This window comes from Serratia fonticola (genome assembly GCF_001006005.1).
In the GTDB taxonomy this organism is placed as follows: Bacteria; Pseudomonadota; Gammaproteobacteria; order Enterobacterales; family Enterobacteriaceae; genus Chania; species Chania fonticola.
The window spans coordinates 1,465,686-1,481,943 of record NZ_CP011254.1; the positions used below are offsets into that span (position 1 = coordinate 1,465,686).

At 53.5% G+C, this 16,258-nt stretch carries 13 protein-coding genes; 7 read left to right on the forward strand and 6 right to left on the reverse strand.

All coding sequences use genetic code 11. The annotated features are described in order from the left end of the window. Window positions 1–445: 445 nt before the first annotated feature. Window positions 446–1,186 carry a pseudouridine synthase family protein gene (locus WN53_RS06495; RefSeq protein ID WP_024482792.1) on the reverse strand — a complete coding sequence of 247 codons (741 nt, stop codon included), beginning with the start codon at window positions 1,184–1,186 and terminating at the stop codon, window positions 446–448. Between the two features lie 191 nt (window positions 1,187–1,377). Next, window positions 1,378–2,577 (reverse strand): BaiN/RdsA family NAD(P)/FAD-dependent oxidoreductase, encoded by a 1,200-nt coding sequence (locus tag WN53_RS06500; protein WP_024482793.1) that lies wholly within the window; start codon window positions 2,575–2,577, stop codon window positions 1,378–1,380. A 304-nt stretch (window positions 2,578–2,881) separates the two neighbouring features. Here WN53_RS06500 and pitA point away from each other — a divergent pair, with 304 nt between their 5' ends. Continuing rightward, a complete protein-coding gene (pitA, locus tag WN53_RS06505) occupies window positions 2,882–4,387 on the forward strand; it encodes an inorganic phosphate transporter PitA (protein ID WP_024482794.1) in 1,506 nt (501 codons plus the stop codon). 65 nt (window positions 4,388–4,452) lie between these two features. Here the strand turns inward: pitA and uspB are convergent, their stop codons facing one another. Further along, entirely contained in the window at window positions 4,453–4,788 is a 336-nt protein-coding gene (gene uspB, locus WN53_RS06510) for a universal stress protein UspB (protein WP_021181771.1), read from the reverse strand. A 553-nt stretch (window positions 4,789–5,341) separates the two neighbouring features. On the opposite strand from uspB, the gene uspA reads away from it, so the two are divergent. Together uspA and gdhA are read left to right on the forward strand one after the other, a co-directional pair. Next, window positions 5,342–5,776, forward strand: coding sequence for a universal stress protein UspA (gene uspA / locus WN53_RS06515; RefSeq protein WP_021181773.1), 435 nt, complete (start codon window positions 5,342–5,344; stop codon window positions 5,774–5,776). Window positions 5,777–5,958: 182 nt separating this feature from the next. Next, window positions 5,959–7,302: an NADP-specific glutamate dehydrogenase gene (gene gdhA / locus WN53_RS06520; protein ID WP_024482795.1), complete on the forward strand. Its 1,344-nt coding sequence runs from the start codon at window positions 5,959–5,961 to the stop codon at window positions 7,300–7,302. 69 nt (window positions 7,303–7,371) lie between these two features. Here gdhA and WN53_RS06525 read toward each other — a convergent pair whose 3' ends face one another. From WN53_RS06525 to prlC, 3 genes are all read right to left on the reverse strand, one after another. After that, on the reverse strand, window positions 7,372–9,264 hold the full coding sequence (locus tag WN53_RS06525) for a bifunctional metallophosphatase/5'-nucleotidase (RefSeq protein ID WP_024482796.1): 1,893 nt from the start codon (window positions 9,262–9,264) through the stop codon (window positions 7,372–7,374). A 670-nt stretch (window positions 9,265–9,934) separates the two neighbouring features. Further along, on the reverse strand, window positions 9,935–10,681 hold the full coding sequence (rsmJ, locus tag WN53_RS06530) for a 16S rRNA (guanine(1516)-N(2))-methyltransferase RsmJ (protein WP_024482797.1): 747 nt from the start codon (window positions 10,679–10,681) through the stop codon (window positions 9,935–9,937). Window positions 10,682–10,689: 8 nt separating this feature from the next. After that, a complete protein-coding gene (prlC, locus tag WN53_RS06535; protein WP_024482798.1) occupies window positions 10,690–12,732 on the reverse strand; it encodes an oligopeptidase A in 2,043 nt (680 codons plus the stop codon). Between the two features lie 389 nt (window positions 12,733–13,121). On the opposite strand from prlC, the gene WN53_RS06540 reads away from it, so the two are divergent. The 4 genes from WN53_RS06540 to WN53_RS06555 all read left to right on the forward strand — a co-directional run bounded on the left by WN53_RS06540 (window position 13,122) and on the right by WN53_RS06555 (window position 15,870). Further along, on the forward strand, window positions 13,122–13,487 hold the full coding sequence (locus WN53_RS06540) for a toxin-antitoxin system TumE family protein (protein WP_024482799.1): 366 nt from the start codon (window positions 13,122–13,124) through the stop codon (window positions 13,485–13,487). 5 nt (window positions 13,488–13,492) lie between these two features. Then, window positions 13,493–13,876, forward strand: a complete 384-nt coding sequence (locus WN53_RS06545; RefSeq protein ID WP_024482800.1) for an HVO_A0114 family putative DNA-binding protein — start codon at window positions 13,493–13,495, stop codon at window positions 13,874–13,876. A 104-nt stretch (window positions 13,877–13,980) separates the two neighbouring features. Beyond that, entirely contained in the window at window positions 13,981–14,823 is an 843-nt protein-coding gene (locus tag WN53_RS06550) for a 23S rRNA (adenine(2030)-N(6))-methyltransferase RlmJ (RefSeq protein ID WP_021181782.1), read from the forward strand. Between the two features lie 192 nt (window positions 14,824–15,015). Beyond that, a complete protein-coding gene (locus WN53_RS06555) occupies window positions 15,016–15,870 on the forward strand; it encodes a tagatose bisphosphate family class II aldolase (protein WP_024482801.1) in 855 nt (284 codons plus the stop codon). Window positions 15,871–16,258 lie beyond the last annotated feature (388 nt).

The following is a 16,258-nucleotide window of genomic DNA, read 5'->3' on the forward strand; positions in this document are numbered from 1 at the left end:
AAATTTTTATATCCCCTCAATGGCTAGGAGAATTCGCAGAATTTCGATAGCGCCACATTTTTTACTTAAAAAAAGATAAAATTCCTACTGCGTTATCTATCTGCCCCTAACCTAAATTGGGTAAAAAAAACCAGATATTGCGATAGACTGCCCATTAAAAAAAATTAAAAAACGCGTTCGCAAGATGCAGGAGGATATTCTGAAAAAAACACGATAGTTGTAAACGTAAAGTTATTACTAACAAGATTATTCCTGCACACCATTTGTTATCTCGAAAACGGCCAATAGCAAGGTCTTGCTGGCCGAAAGGTAAGCGTTCACCCTGCCATGAGGCGTTAGCAGCTGCAGAGGTCAGGAGATGCCGGGGTGTCTAAGGTGTCTGAGGAAGCTGGAAACAGGCCCGAAACCGAACATGGCCTCAGATTTTGAGGCCATGTTTACGCAATTACGGTTTCTTGCAGGGAGCAGGGGCGTATTTAGCATCCCCAGGAAACGCCTGCGGTTGGCAATCAGGCAGACCCGGCAGCGCCATTTCATAAACCGCCACGCCAATCACGCCGACATTCTCTTTTTCGCCCGCCAGTGAACTCGCAGCGTAGGAATCATCGGGTTTTGCGAAACGGAATGCAGCAACGGACGAATCACTTTTACGGAAGCCCTCAATCACCAGGGTTCCTTTTGGGGAGACCAGATAGCCGGAATTGCGCAGTGAACCACTGCGGCCTGAAATCACGTCCAGGCCGTCAACCGCGGTTACCACCTCATAGGTTTTGCTGGGGCTGGTGTTATAGAAAAACAGCTGGTAGCGCTCGCCGTCATTGGCAGAGAATGAAAACTCGCCATTTTTATAGCGATTGAGCGCGAAATCCCGATTGTTTTCGGTCTGCACCCGCATTCTGACGGAAGACAACACGATCTCATTGGTGTACTGCCCATTATTGGAAGCTGCCGCGCTGTACAACACTTTGGCGACACTGTCTGGAGAGGAATGCATACGCTTCGCGTCAACGGTGGTCACTTTGGAGTAAACGTCCTCACCCCATGCCGTTCCCAGTTTATGTTCTTGGGCGACTGGAGCCGGTGCAGCGGCAGGATCAGCCGCCACGCGTGAAGAGGAAATCTTTTGGCTACAGCCGGAAACCAGCACCAGAGAAGCCAGTAATGCCAAACCGCATTTGATTTTCATCAGCAGAACTTTCCTTGTTATTATTTGAATAAGAGTGCGCTTGTCTCAACGCACGAGCCGAGCCCATTATTCTGAATTACTTCCGATGTTCCTATCTCTAAAGTTCTTAAAATAGACGATTGATTATCTGAATGGGCGCGGCATTCCGCGCCTCTTCATGGCGAGCCGTTTCAGGAGTGTCTGCCGTCTCTTTAAGATTTCTGCGCAGCCAAAGCCTGCGCGCAGGCCCAAGCGGAACTCCAGGCCCACTGGAAGTTATAGCCCCCCAGCCAGCCCGTCACGTCCACTACCTCACCGATAAAGTACAGACCCGGGACCTTACTCGCCTCCATGGTTTTGGAAGAAAGCTCCTTGGTGTCCACACCGCCCAGGGTCACCTCTGCTGTGCGGTAACCCTCGGTGCCATTGGGTTGCACGCGCCAGTCTTGCAAACTATCAACCAATGCTGTCTGCTGCGTTGGAGTGAGTTGCTTCAACGTGGCCTCCGGCAGTTGCCCCAATTCTTGCAGTAATTCCACCAGGCGCTTGGGCAAATGCAAAGCCAGGGTGTTTTTCAGGCTCTGGTTAGGATGTGCCTGGCGCTGTTCGTTAAGGAAGCCCACCAGGTCTAGCGTCGGAAGTAAGTTAATGCTCACAAACTCACCAGGCTGCCAGTAGCTGGAGATCTGCAAGATAGCCGGACCAGAAAGCCCCCGATGCGTAAACAGGATGCTTTCACGAAAGCTGGTGCCATCTTCCGCTGTGACCACTGCGGGAACCGAAACGCCAGACAGCGCCTGGGATTGCTCCAACAGCGGCTTATGCAGCGTAAAGGGCACCAAACCGGCCCGGGTCGGCAATACTTTCAGGCCAAACTGTTCCGCCAGCTTATAGCCAAAGGGAGTGGCCCCCAGGCCCGGCATGGAAAGCCCACCGCTCGCCACCACAAGTGAGCGAGCACTTACACTCTCTCCGTTAAGTGCCAATTCGAAGCCCTGGTCGGTTTTTTCGACGCTCAGGACTTCGCTGCGCAGGCGCGTTACCACCTGACCCAGTTCGCACTCTTGTACCAACAGATCGACGACCTGTTGGGCAGAATCATCACAAAACAGCTGCCCCAAGGTTTTTTCGTGGTAAGCGATGCCGTAGCGGTTAATCAGATCGATAAAATCCCATTGGGTGTAGCGTGCCAATGCCGATTTGCAGAAATGGGGGTTATGCGAGAGGTAGGCCGCCGGTTCAGCGGACATGTTGGTGAAGTTACAGCGCCCACCGCCAGACATCAGGATCTTGCGGCCCGGTTTTTTGCCGTTGTCGAGTAATAGCACCCGGCAACCCAGTTGCCCTGCCTGCGCAGCACAAAACATCCCTGCGGCACCCGCGCCAATGACGACAACATCAAACTGTTCCACCCAAACCTCTCTTTGCAATAACCACAACAATCGCGGCAACAAGAGCGTATTTTACGCCTTTTACGTGCCTGTATACCGCTAAATCCGCGGTGAGGGATTGTAAAGGCATCGGCAGGCCAACGCCAACGTAAGAAAATGTAACGGGCATAAACGGCAGTAACATGCTGAAATTGCATCGATTCAACACTGTTCAAACCCCTTGTACATCAGAGAAATCAAAAAAACGTCATATTTTCCTTTTCCCCGACACCGGTTGTCGCCGATAATGCGCGGCGTTCATGTCCACAAACCTGGCGTAACGCTTATGCTGCATTTGTTCACTGGCCTGGATTTCCATACCGGCCTGATGTTAATTCTCGCATTGTTGTTCGTGCTGTTCTATGAGGCCATTAACGGCTTCCATGATACGGCCAATGCGGTCGCTACTGTAATTTACACCCGTGCTATGCGCTCGCAACTTGCGGTCGTTATGGCTGGCCTGTTCAACTTTCTTGGCGTGATGCTCGGCGGTTTGAGTGTTGCCTACGCCATTGTGCACCTGCTACCAACCGATCTGTTGTTGAACGTCAGTTCAGCACACGGGTTAGCCATGGTCTTCTCCATGTTGTTGGCGGCAATTATCTGGAACCTCGGTACCTGGTATCTTGGGTTACCGGCCTCCAGTTCCCACACCCTGATTGGCGCCATTATCGGTGTCGGCTTGACCAATGCGTTGGTGACCAACACCTCCGTGGTCGACGCGCTGAACGTGCCAAAAATGATCAGCATCTTCCTGTCGTTAATCTTCTCCCCGTTGATCGGGATGATCATTGCCGGGCTGATGGTGTTTATGCTGCGCCGCTATTGGAGCAATACCAAAAAGCGTCAGCGTATTCATATGACTCCGGCGGAACGTGAGAAGGTCGATGGCAAACGTAAGCCACCGTTCTGGACGCGTATCGCTCTGATCCTATCTGCTATCGGCGTAAGCTTCTCACACGGCGCGAACGACGGTCAGAAAGGTATCGGTCTGATTATGTTGGTGCTGATCGGTGTTGCTCCTGCAGGCTTCGTCCTCAACATGAGCGCGACCGGTTATGACATCACCCGTACCCGCGATGCCGTGAGCCACCTGCAGCAATTCTACCAAAAGCATGGCGATTCTCTGGCACATGTGGCCACACAGACGCCGTTGGTTCCTGCGCCTCAGAATGCGGCTCCAGCGCCTGATCAACCGGTTGAGTTCCACTGCGACAGCTCACGTGCCCTGATCGCCGTTGAGCGCTCTCTGGACCTGCTGAACAATCTGCAAAACTACGATCAGCTGACCGTAGAGCAGCGCAGCCATCTGCGCCGCCTGCTGATGTGCGTGACCGAGACTGCAGACAAGGTGGCCAAGCTGCCGGAAACCTCAGTGGAAGATCAACGCTTCCTGAAGAATCTGCGTTCAGACCTGTTGGAAACCGTTGAATATGCACCAACCTGGATTATCGTCGCGGTAGCCCTGGCGCTGTCTCTCGGTACCATGGTGGGCTGGCGACGCGTTGCTACCACTATCGGTGAGAAAATCGGTAAGAAAGGCATGACCTACGCTCAGGGGGTGTCGGCACAGATGACGGCCGCCCTGTCGATTGGCGTGGCCAGTTATACCGGTATGCCGGTTTCCACTACCCAAGTACTGTCTTCGGCGGTTGCCGGAACGATGCTGGTGGATGGCGGTGGCGTGCAGAGCAAAACCATCAAGAGCATCTTGTTGGCCTGGGTTCTGACCCTGCCAGTTTCGATTTTGCTTTCCGGTGGCCTGTATTGGCTGGCGCTGAAAGTAATTTGACGATTGCTCGATACAAAAATGGCGGCCAAAATGGCCGCCATTTTTTTTGCCTTGCTATCGCCGGATTAATACCAGATTGCCAACGCCACCAGGCTGATCACCACTAGCCCACACAGCGATGAAGTCAGCACAAACTGGCTGCGGACACGCTGACAGCGGCGGATGAACTCCGGGTCGTGGTGCTCCATATAGCGTTGCGTAAAGATATAGCGCACCAGCCGTATCTGCTTGCTCGGCTGGCCGTGCGAAGTAAAGAACCCTCCGCCATCGACGTATTGGTAAAGTAACGGGTCGCAGCCGCGTAAAACAAATAGCAGCGCACGCAGAGAAGAAAAATACCGGGCCATGTTAATCACACAGACCACACACAATGCCCAAAACAGCGCGACGGTACTAATCATGATAGCCCCCTCAAGGCGTTGTTATCCCGGCCACCCGCCGGGCCAACGGCCCTACTTCATACCTTATGCTGCCGGAGCCTTGGCTCCCATCCCCCTAGCACCTTACGGACCCGTTGCTACCCACAACCTCTGACCGCTTGATGAACAGGCATTACAGCGATCAGAGGAAATAAGTGGGGCCCACATTCACTAGTGTAGAATAATGAAACGCAAACAGATCCCGGTGCCGCATAAAATTTACAGTCGGGACCAAATTCTTCATCTACTCGCTCTCCGCTCGGATAACCGTCATAAGCTATACTTTGAGCAACAATGCTTATAATTCAATCGTTCAAACGGCGGAGAACCGTATAAGCCATAGGATTTTTTGCCCCGGCGGTGTAAAACGGGTGGGGTAAACGTATAAACAAGGGTGATTGATGCGATGCAGTGTGATCGCCCCAACATATCATTGTGTTATCTGGATGGTACTATGCAGGTAAGGCGAAAGCGCCAAGCTGGAACACTGAATGCCTGCCCCCTTTAATCGGCATTATATGGAAGGAGTATTCTCATGGCTTACAAACACATACTGATTGCGGTTGACCTATCACCGGAAAGTAAAATCCTGGTCGAGAAAGCGGTATCAATGGCGCGGCCGTACAATGCCAAAGTCTCTCTGATCCACGTTGATGTAAACTATTCCGATCTGTATACCGGCCTGATCGACGTCAATCTGGGCGATATGCAAAAGCGTATTTCCGAAGAAACCCACCATGCGTTAACCGAGCTGTCGCAAAATGCGGGCTATCCCATCACCGAAACCCTGAGCGGCAGCGGCGATTTGGCGCAGGTGCTGGTTGATGCGATTAAAAAATACGATATGGACCTGGTATTGTGTGGACACCACCAGGATTTCTGGAGCAAGTTGATGTCCTCTGCGCGCCAGTTAATCAATACGGTACACATTGATATGCTGATTGTGCCGCTGCGCGACGAAGAAAAGTAAGTATTCGCTAACCTGTTTGGCCAACGCCCGCCCTGCGCGGGCGTTTTTCATGGTTTCCTGTTATTTATTGCTTGTTAATCAGCCACCCCACAGTGATATAGTCGAGGTAGACACAACATCCTCCCCAACTGTGAGACACATCATAAAAACAGGGGAACCAATATGCTAAACAGGAGCTATCCATGGAACAGGCTGTATCGCTAGAATCCTTTCTAAAATCCTTACAACGTCATAACTCGCATCAACCGGAATATCTGCAGGCAGTGCGTGAAGTCTTTACCTCTCTGTGGCCATTCATCGAGCGTAATCCTCATTATCGTGACCACGCCCTGTTAGAGCGCCTGGTAGAGCCTGAGCGTATCATTCAGTTTCGCGTCAGTTGGGTCGACGATCAAGGCAAAGTTCAGGTAAACCGCGCCTACCGTATCCAGTTCAACTCCGCCATTGGGCCGTATAAAGGGGGGATGCGTTTCCACCCTTCGGTTAATACCTCCATTCTGAAGTTCCTCGGTTTTGAACAGACCTTCAAGAATGCCCTGACCACGCTGCCTATGGGCGGCGGCAAGGGTGGCTCAGACTTTGACCCCAAAGGCAAAAGCCAGGGCGAAATCATGCGCTTCTGCCAATCACTGATGACCGAGCTTTATCGTCATCTGGGTCCAGATACCGACGTGCCAGCCGGGGATATCGGCGTAGGTGGGCGCGAAGTAGGCTTTATGGCCGGCATGATGAAAAAACTGTCCAACAACACCAGCTGCGTATTCACCGGCAAAGGCCTGTCGTTCGGCGGCAGCCTGATCCGCCCGGAAGCTACCGGTTACGGCCTGGTCTACTTCACCGATTCAATGCTGCAGCGCCATGGCCTGGGCTTTGAAGGGATGCGTGTCGCGGTTTCCGGCTCCGGTAACGTGGCGCAATACACCATTGAGAAAGCGTTGGAGCTGGACGCGCGGGTGATCACCGTGTCCGATTCCGGCGGTACCGTGGTGGATGAAGCTGGCTTCACCACTGAAAAACTGGCGCATCTGGCCGAAATCAAAAACCAGCGCTATGGCCGAGTTGCCGATTACGCCCGCGAGCGTGGCCTGACCTATCTGGCCGGTGAAAGCCCGTGGAACGTGCCGGTGGATATCGCCCTGCCTTGTGCCACCCAGAACGAGCTGGATCTGGAAGCCGCACAGGTGCTGATCCGTAACGGGGTCAAAGCCGTGGCTGAAGGCGCTAATATGCCAACCACCATCCAGGCCACCGATGCCTTCCTGGAAGCGGGCGTGCTGTTCGCACCGGGCAAAGCCGCCAACGCCGGTGGTGTTGCCACTTCCGGGTTAGAGATGGCGCAAAACGCCGCGCGCCTTAACTGGCGGGCAGAGAAGGTCGATATCCGTTTACGTCACATCATGGCGGATATCCATCAGTCCTGCGTCGAATACGGCGGCGAAGGCAAGCAAACACATTACGTTCACGGCGCCAACATTGCCGGGTTCGTTAAGATTGCCGATGCGATGCTGGCTCAGGGCGTGCTCTAACCTTACCCCTGAATGAGAAATGCCGGCAGATTCGCCGGCATTTTTTTATCTGGTTAACTGAGTATTACCTCAATTAATAGCCTCGATAATCACCAACCGATCGTTTAACCGCTGTTTGATGACCGGATCGGTAGCCGCTTGCGCCTGTTGTTGCAGCGCTGCAACCCGTTGCTTCATCATTTGCGGGTCGCTAAACAGTAATTCTTTGACGTTGATGGAGGCCACGTTGGTATAACGCCCATCATCGGTGGTCGGCACGCTGATCTTGCCGTCATTGAGCAGCTTGTCCACAATCTTGCGCTCACGTTCGTACCCTTCCAGCCCCACCAGCTTCCAGCGGTGCATCGCTTTGCCCTGATACTCGCCCTTCTTCACCTCGGTCAGATAGCGAATGGTGAGATTACGAATAGTCCCCGCTTCCTCACCAAATTCCGCCTTGGTATCTGACAGCACCGGGAACTGCATACCTTCCAGTACTCCGCCTTTCTGCGTCAGGTGACCCATGCGATAGCTGTTCATCCCCAACTGGATCGGCGTGCTGTCGGTCACCGGGGTGCCGTCGTTCAATTTCAGCTCGGTGATGCGCTGCCCAACGGGTTTACGCAGATCGATGGTATAAGTCACGCCGTCAAAGAAGTCATTGGTTGAGTATTTGGACGATCGGCGCTGTGGGTTAAAGCTGTAGGTGACATCGCCATCATGCTGCTGGTTGAAGTAGTCCGCTGACCACTCCATGTACTTTTTCAGCTCTTTACCGGTCAGTTGGTAGACGGTGATTTCACCACCGGCATATTGATAATTGAAGGCGATATCCTTGGCGGTGATGGTGCCCACGTTCAGCTTCGGCCTGTCGTTATCAATCTGCAACGCGATCACCTGGGCCTTAGGCGCGTAGTGACGGGCTGCCTCCTGATACAGGGCGCTGATGCCGGTATCCTGAATATGTACCTGTGGAATGCCTTTCACCGCGTCCGGCGGCACCAGATCCTGGCCGGTCAACTGAGCAATCGGCCGGTTGGCGTTGGCACGCAGGATGGTATGGAACGGCTGGTAGATCTCTTCGAGCTTTTTGTCGGAGCTGACGCCTTTGATCGGGTAGGTGTAGCTGTCTTTATTGATCAGCACGTATTTGCCATTTTGCTGCTCAAATTGCAGATCGATACGCGACAGCGCACGGCCGTATTTGTCCGGCTCGGTGACGATCACGCCGTTGATCACCTCTTTATCCACCTTGACGTGCATATGCCCGGCAACGATCGCCGCCAGCTCTGGGTTGGCCCGCGCGATGTCGCCCACGCCGGTGCCCGGCCGCTGGTTCTCATTATCGATCCCCATATGGGCCACCAGCACGATGGCGTCCACCTGGCCGTGGATCTGCTGGATCACCTTTTTCACCGCCTGTACCGGATCGGTAAACGTCAGGCCGTCGATGCGATCGGTACCCTTGGCAAACTCGGCGGTCATCGGCGTATCCATGCCGATAATGCCAATCTTCACCCCCTGACGCTCAACGATCTTATAGGCGGGCAGGTAAGGCTTGCCGCTGTCCCAGACGATATTACCCGCCAGCGCGGTGCCTTTGAACTGGCTAAGTGGGGTTGCCAGCGCCTTCAGGCCAAAATCGAATTCGTGGTTGCCCATCACCCATACGTCGTAATCCAGCGCGTTAAAGCCGAGGATCATCGGGCTGGTCTTGTCGTTCTTGAAGGTTTCAACAAAGTTGCCCTGAATGGTGTCCCCGGCGTCTACCAGGATCACGTTCGGCTGCTGGGCACGGACTTTATGCACCTGGGTGGCAATCTGGCTGAGGCTGCCCGCCAGGTTCTCGGTGTCGGTAGAGTAATCCCAAGGCACGAAGGTGCCATGCAGATCGGAGGTGCCAAGAATGGTGATATTTACCGGTTCAGCGGCCATGGCAGAGGTACTCAAGCAAAGCAGCAGGGAAAGCAGCGTCTTTTTCATCATGTTGTTTCATTATAGTTGATTGTAATTAAACAGGATTATGCGACGCACATCTCAGCGTTACCAGTGACATTGCAGAATGAGCATGGGAAATGTGAGGAAGTTCAATGAATACCCCCTCACCCCAACCCTCTCCCACAGGGAGAGGGAGCTGTTAGCCCCTGCATTTTTTGGAAGTAAAGAGGCAAACTTAGCAAACTCGATCGTCCCCTTAACTAAGGTGCATTATCGGGTTTTCAGACACTCTCGATCGGTCTCCCACAGGGAGGAGGAGCTGTTAACCCCTGCTTTTTTGGAAGTAAAGAGGTCATCTCAGCAAACTCGATCGCCCCCTTAACTAAGGTGCATTATCGGGTTTTCAGACACTCTCGATCGGTCTCCCACAGGGAGGAGGAGCTGTTAGCCCCTGCTTTTTTGGAAGTAAAGAGGTCATCTCAGCAAACTCGAGCTGCCCCTTAACCAAGGTGCATTATCGGATTTTCAGACACTCTCGATCGGTCCCCCACAGGGAGAGGGAACTGTTAGCCCCTGCTTTTTTTGGAAGTAAAGAGGTCATCTCAGCAAACTCGATCGCCCCCTTATCCAAGGTGCGTCACCGAGTTTTTAGACACTCTCGATCGGTCCCCTCTCCTTTTGGGAGAGGGTTAGGGTGAGGGGCCAAACGCTGATCTTACAAAGGCATATAAATATCGAAACGGTGATTTTTGGTGGTCGTGGCAGCATGAGCGGGAACATCGGCCAGCGGAGGGGCATAGTCCGGTCGTTTCACCACGACCCTTTTAGTCGCCAGCCTGCGGGCTGGCTCCAGCAAGCCGTCGGCATCATCATCACTGCCCACCAGCGACTGAAATACCCGCATCTCTTTTTTTACCAACGCACTCTTCTGCTTATGCGGATACATTGGGTCGAGATACACCACTTCCGGACGTGGATCGAGATCGCTCAACGCCGTCAGGCTGGAAGCATGAAGCAACGTCATGCGTTCACGTAGCCAAGGGCCGATCTCCGCATCCTGATAGCCTCGTTGCAAACCGTCTTCCAGCAACGCAGCGACTACCGGATCACGCTCCAACATGCGAACCTGACAACCCAGCGATGACAACACAAACGCATCACGCCCTAACCCGGCAGTGGCATCCACCACGCTAGGCACATAGCTGCCTTTGATGCCTACCGCTTTGGCCACCGCTTCGCCACGGCCGCCGCCGAAACGCCGCCGATGGGCCATCGGGCCAGAGATAAAATCGACGTAGATAGCGCCAAGCTTTGGCTCGTCGCGCTTACGCAGCTCCAACCGTTCTGGCGTCAGCACCAGCGCCATCGTCGCATCTTCGTCGCTGGTTAGCTGCCAACGATCGGCCAAAATAGACAAGGCGCCGGGATCGGCGCCTGCTTCACACAATAAAAACACGCTCACTTGGCGGGTTACCCTTTAATACCGTAATGGCGCAGCATAGCATCCAGCTTCGGTTCACGGCCACGGAAGCGTTTGAACAATTCCATCGGCTCTTCGGAACCCCCGCGTGACAGGATGTTATCGAGGAAGGATTGACCGGTTTCAGCGTTGAAAATCCCTTCATCTTCAAAGCGCGAGTAGGCATCTGCCGACAACACTTCCGCCCACAGATAGCTGTAGTAACCCGCCGCATAGCCACCGGCAAAGATATGGCTGAATGCGTGTGGGAAACGGCCCCAGCTTGGTGAAGGGATCACTGCCACCATTTTCTTCACTTCGGCCAGGGTTGGCAGGATCTGCGCCCCTTTTTCCGGGCTGTATTCGGCGTGCATACGGAAATCGAACAGGCCAAACTCCAGCTGACGCAGGATAAACAGCGCCGCCTGATAGTTTTTCGCTTCCAGCATTTTGTCCAGCAGGGCTTTCGGCAGTGGTTCGCCAGTCTGGAAGTGACCAGAGATAAATGCCAATGCCTCCGGCTCCCAGCACCAGTTTTCCATAAACTGGCTTGGCAGCTCTACCGCATCCCAAGGCACACCGTTGATACCAGAAACCCCGGCGGTATCGATCTGCGTCAGCATATGGTGCAAACCGTGGCCAAACTCATGGAACAGCGTGGTGACTTCGTTATGGGTAAACAGCGCCGGCTGGTCACCCAGTGGGCGGTTAAAGTTACAGGTCAGATAAGCCACCGGCTTTTGCAATTCGCCATTGGCTTTGTGCAGGCTGCCGACGCAATCATCCATCCATGCACCACCGCGCTTGTTCTCGCGGGCATACAAGTCCAGATAGAAGCTGCCGCGCAGTTCACCTTTGGCATCGAACAGATCGAAGAAACGCACCTCTGGATGCCAGGTATCGACACCCTGACGCTCTTTGGCGGTGATACCGTAAATGCGGTTAACCACTTCGAACAGCCCTTCCAGCACACGCTGTTCCGGGAAATATGGGCGCAGTTGCTCATCACTGATGGAGAACAGATGTTGCTTCTGTTTTTCTCCGTAATAACTGATATCCCAAGCCTCTAGCTCATCCACACCATAGTGCTGCTTGGCAAAGGCACGAAGCTGTGCCAGTTCCTGTTCTGCCTGTGGGCGAGCGCGCTTGGCCAGATCGCTCAGGAAACCGAGCACCTGCTCCGGGCTTTCTGCCATCTTGGTCGCCAGCGATTTGTCCGCATAGCTGGCAAAACCCAGCAACTGTGCCAGTTCATGGCGCAGAGCCAGCGTTTCCGCCATTACTTCGCTGTTATCCCACTTACCGGCATTTGGCCCCTGATCGGAGGCCCGGGTGGTGAAGGCACGATACATCTCTTCACGCAGCGCCTGGTTATCGGCATAGGTCATTACCGGCAAATAGCTCGGCATATCCAGCGTCAGCAACCAGCCTTCCTGCTCTTTGGCCTGTGCCATCGCCTGAGCTTGGGCCAGCGCGCTTTCCGGCAGGCCACTCAGCTCATTCACATCGGTAATCAACTTGCTCCAGCCCATGGTGGCATCGAGCACATTGTTGCTGTAGGTCGAACCCAGTTCGGACAGACGCGCCACGATCTCGCCGTAACGCTTTTGTTTTTCCTTTGGCAGGCCAATGCCCGACAGCTCAAAATCACGCAGCGCGTTTTCTACCGACTTGCGCTGTGGCGCGGTCAGTTTGGCAAAGCCTTCGCCCTCTTTCAGATTACGATAGGCCTGGTACAGCCCTTCATGCTGGCCCACCCAAGTACCGTATTCGGAAAGCAGCGGCAACGCCTGTTCGTAAGCTTCGCGCAGTTCCGGGCTGTTTTTTACCGAGTTTAGGTGACCAACAGGTGACCAGATGCGTGACAGGCGATCGTCAGATTCGGCCAGCGGCTGACACAGATTTTCCCAGGTAAACGGCCCCGGTTGTGCCACGACGCGCTCAACCGCAGCACGGCAGTCAGCCAATGCGGATGTCACAGCAGGGACGATATCTTCAGGGCGAATGGCAGAAAACGGCGGTAAGGCAAACGGTGTCAGCAACGCATTGGTCATAGAGGAAGTCCTGATTAGGGTGGTGGACCCGATGCGCACATCAGGCCAGACAAAGATAAGCTTCTATCTAACATGGTGCCAACCAGTGGGAAAATCAATGGTCATCACCTGCTTCTTCGCTAGCGGGTGTTTCATTCATCCCAGTGCTATACCAATTTAATCGAACAGCTCCCAGGCATGATTGAGTTCATTTGCCAAGATATTGAACACATACTGAGCAAAGCTAGTTTATGGCCTTGAGTTAGCCGGAGCACAGGGGGAATGAACGATACGGCGCCCCTAAAAATTCAGCAATATCGCCACCTTGTCACCAATCTAAACGACAGGATTGTTTGAATTTTAGCCCCCTCTATATTATGATTAGATCATAAATATCACAAGGAAGAGATATGCAACATGATCCTAGTTTAGATTATCTCATTGAATTACATGGACAACGAGTTAACCGAGAGGATGGCTACTGGTGGAAAATTGAGGCATGGCAAGTTAAGCCCAATAATTTTATTCCACATGGCATCCGATACAACCTCACGGTGCATGATAAGCACAACACGAGGGTGTTTGGCATGGATAACGCCCACGCCATAAAACCACCGAAGAAAGGCAAGTATACTGGGCGACTGGTATATGACCATATCCATAGAACGCCCAGAGATAAGGGGTACCCTTATGAGTTTACCTCCGCATCCCAGTTGCTCCAGGACTTCTTTGAGAAGATGGATGAAGCGATCGCAGAAAGAGAAAAGAGAGGGTAGGCGTAATGAAAGCACTGATCGGTGTAATGTCTGAAGATCTTATACGCAGGAGAACGCTGGCGATAGCCAAAGGAGATTACAAGCCCGAGCCAGGGGAACCAAAGGTTTGGTTTACCTCCATGATTGCCCTCGCGCAGGTGCTAAGCAATGAAAATATAGCGCTGCTGCGGCTGATGGATGAGCAAAAACCAAAAACGCTAACGGAGTTGGCCGATCTTTCAGGCCGAAAAATCAGTAATCTGTCGGTTACCCTAAAAACGCTTAATTCACATGGCTTTGTCAGGCTGGAGAAAGACGGGCGTAGCGTTAAACCTGTCGCACTGTTTACCGACTTCGATATCCAGGTAAACCAAAAATATGCAACAATGCAGTCTCAGGAAGTCGCATAGTTTTAAGCCAGGTTTTTTCAGGCTTTTTCACGTCTAGCACCCTCAACCTGCCAGAATAAATGCTTTCGATAATAGTGTATTAAAATCAATCGGATAAAAACGCCATGTTAAGTTACCGCCACAGTTTTCACGCCGGCAACCACGCCGACGTGCTCAAGCACACCGTTCAGAGCCTGATCATTGAGGCGCTGAAAGAAAAAGATAAGCCGCTGCTGTACCTGGATACCCACTCCGGTGCCGGGCGCTATCAGCTGAGCGGTGAGCATGCCGAGCGCACCGGGGAATACCTGGAAGGCATCGGCCTACTGTGGCAACGTGACGATCTGCCAGAAGAGCTGGCGGCCTACATGAGCGTGGTGCACAACTTCAACCGCTCCGGCACCCTGCGTTACTACCCAGGCTCACCGCTGATCGCCCGCCAGTTGCTGCGCCCGCAGGATAAAATCCATCTGACAGAGCTGCACCCAAGTGATTTCCCGCTGCTGCGTAACGAATTCCAGAAAGACGAGCGCGCCAAAGTGCAGCGTGCCGATGGTTACCAGCAGTTAAAATCCCAGTTGCCGCCTCCGTCACGCCGTGGCCTGATCCTGATGGACCCGCCGTATGAGATGAAAACCGATTATCAAGATGTGGTGAAAGGCATTCAGGAAGGCTACAAGCGTTTTGCTACCGGCACCTATGCTCTGTGGTATCCGGTGGTGATGCGCCAGCAGATCAAACGCATGCTCAAAGAGCTGGAAGCGACCGGCATCCGCCGTATCCTGCAAATTGAGCTGGCGGTGAAGCCCGACAGCGATCAACGCGGGATGACGGCTTCAGGCATGATCGTGATTAACCCACCTTGGAAGCTGGAACAGCAGATGAACAACGTGCTGCCGTGGCTGCACAAGGTACTGGTGCCGTCCGGTATCGGTCACCACCTGGTGAACTGGGTCGTACCAGAATAAGTTCGATGATGGTCGCCTGCCTAGGCGGCCATCCGTTTTTCCCTTCGCTATCCCCCCTGCTTGCTCCTCATTTTGCCGCGATCTTTTGCCGATCCTCATCACAACCGCAAAATAACTGTTTGCTTATTTTATCTTTCGATTAGATGATGATTATCGAAAGATAACGTAATCAAAGAAAACAGGAGGCAGGCGGTGTACATCATTTCGACCAATAATATGCTGCAGAAGGCACAACAACAGGGCTATGCCGTACCAGCCTTCAACATTCATAACCTGGAAACCATGCAGGTGGTGGCTGAAACCGCCGCGCACATGCGCTCACCGGTGATCCTGGCCGGTACGCCCGGCACCTATCTCTATGCGGGAACGGCTAACGTGGTCGCTATTGTCAAACAGCTGGCCGCCGAATACCGCATCCCGCTGGCGGTGCATCTGGATCACCATGAAACTCTGCAAGATATTGAAACCAAAGTGCATGCAGGGATCCGCTCGGCCATGATTGATGGCTCACACCTGCCCTTTGCGGAAAATGTCGCGCTGGTGCGGCAGGTGGCCGAGTTTTGCCATCGTTATGATGTCAGCGTTGAGGCGGAGCTGGGGCGGCTTGGTGGCGTTGAGGATGGCATCAGCGTTGATGCCAAGGATGCCCGCTATACCTCGCCGCAGCAGGCCGAGGAGTTTGTGCGTTCCACCGGCATCGATTCACTGGCGGTGGCGATTGGTACGGCACATGGGCTTTACCAGGGCAAGCCAGAGTTGGATTTCACCCGCCTTGGGCAGATCCGCGACAGAGTCAGCGTACCGCTGGTGCTGCATGGTGCGTCGGGTTTGCCAGACGCTGATATTCAGCAGGCGATTCGGCTGGGAGTGTGCAAGGTGAACGTGGCGACGGAGCTTAAGATCGCCTTTTCCGATGCGCTGAAACAGCATCTGGCGGAGCATCCGCAGGCCAACGATCCGCGCCACTATATGCAGCCCGCCAAGCTGGCGATGCAGCAGGTGGTGCAAAAGGTGATTCAGGTTTGTGGCTGTGAAGGCAGGCTGTGACCTACGCCAGCATGGTAACGGCCCCTCACCCTAACCCTCTCCCACAGGGAGAGGGGACAGAACGTGCTACAAATTAAGCCTTGCATACCACCTCACCAACGCCCATAAAGAAGGGTAATTGAGCAGCCCAACAATACACTCCATTCCCAATCGCAACACCGGACCAGCCCCCTCTCCCTGTGGGAGAGGGTTGGGGTGAGGGGCATCCTCTCGTCACAATAACCGCTTTCACTTTATTGCGTATACCCATTCCTCTTTTTACCAACTATCTGTAATCAACTGATTTTAAATAACTAAAATCACCCCACTCGTTAACTTACTCCCTCACACTGAAAGCACCGGCGCGGAAAAATAGCGGTAAAGTTTTCGATCTTGATCACGAATAATA

What these genes read in the sequence shown, in the direction of transcription:
- WN53_RS06495 (WP_024482792.1), bottom strand. Translation starts at nt 1,186, where the DNA reads ATGAAAATCAAATGCGGTTTGGCATTACTGGCTTCTCTGGTGCTGGTT.
- pitA (WP_024482794.1), top strand. Translation starts at nt 2,882, where the DNA reads ATGCTGCATTTGTTCACTGGCCTGGATTTCCATACCGGCCTGATGTTA.
- uspB (WP_021181771.1), bottom strand. Translation starts at nt 4,788, where the DNA reads ATGATTAGTACCGTCGCGCTGTTTTGGGCATTGTGTGTGGTCTGTGTG.
- uspA (WP_021181773.1), top strand. Translation starts at nt 5,342, where the DNA reads ATGGCTTACAAACACATACTGATTGCGGTTGACCTATCACCGGAAAGT.
- gdhA (WP_024482795.1), top strand. Translation starts at nt 5,959, where the DNA reads ATGGAACAGGCTGTATCGCTAGAATCCTTTCTAAAATCCTTACAACGT.
- WN53_RS06525 (WP_024482796.1), bottom strand. Translation starts at nt 9,264, where the DNA reads ATGAAAAAGACGCTGCTTTCCCTGCTGCTTTGCTTGAGTACCTCTGCC.
- prlC (WP_024482798.1), bottom strand. Translation starts at nt 12,732, where the DNA reads ATGACCAATGCGTTGCTGACACCGTTTGCCTTACCGCCGTTTTCTGCC.
- WN53_RS06540 (WP_024482799.1), top strand. Translation starts at nt 13,122, where the DNA reads ATGCAACATGATCCTAGTTTAGATTATCTCATTGAATTACATGGACAA.
- WN53_RS06545 (WP_024482800.1), top strand. Translation starts at nt 13,493, where the DNA reads ATGAAAGCACTGATCGGTGTAATGTCTGAAGATCTTATACGCAGGAGA.
- WN53_RS06550 (WP_021181782.1), top strand. Translation starts at nt 13,981, where the DNA reads ATGTTAAGTTACCGCCACAGTTTTCACGCCGGCAACCACGCCGACGTG.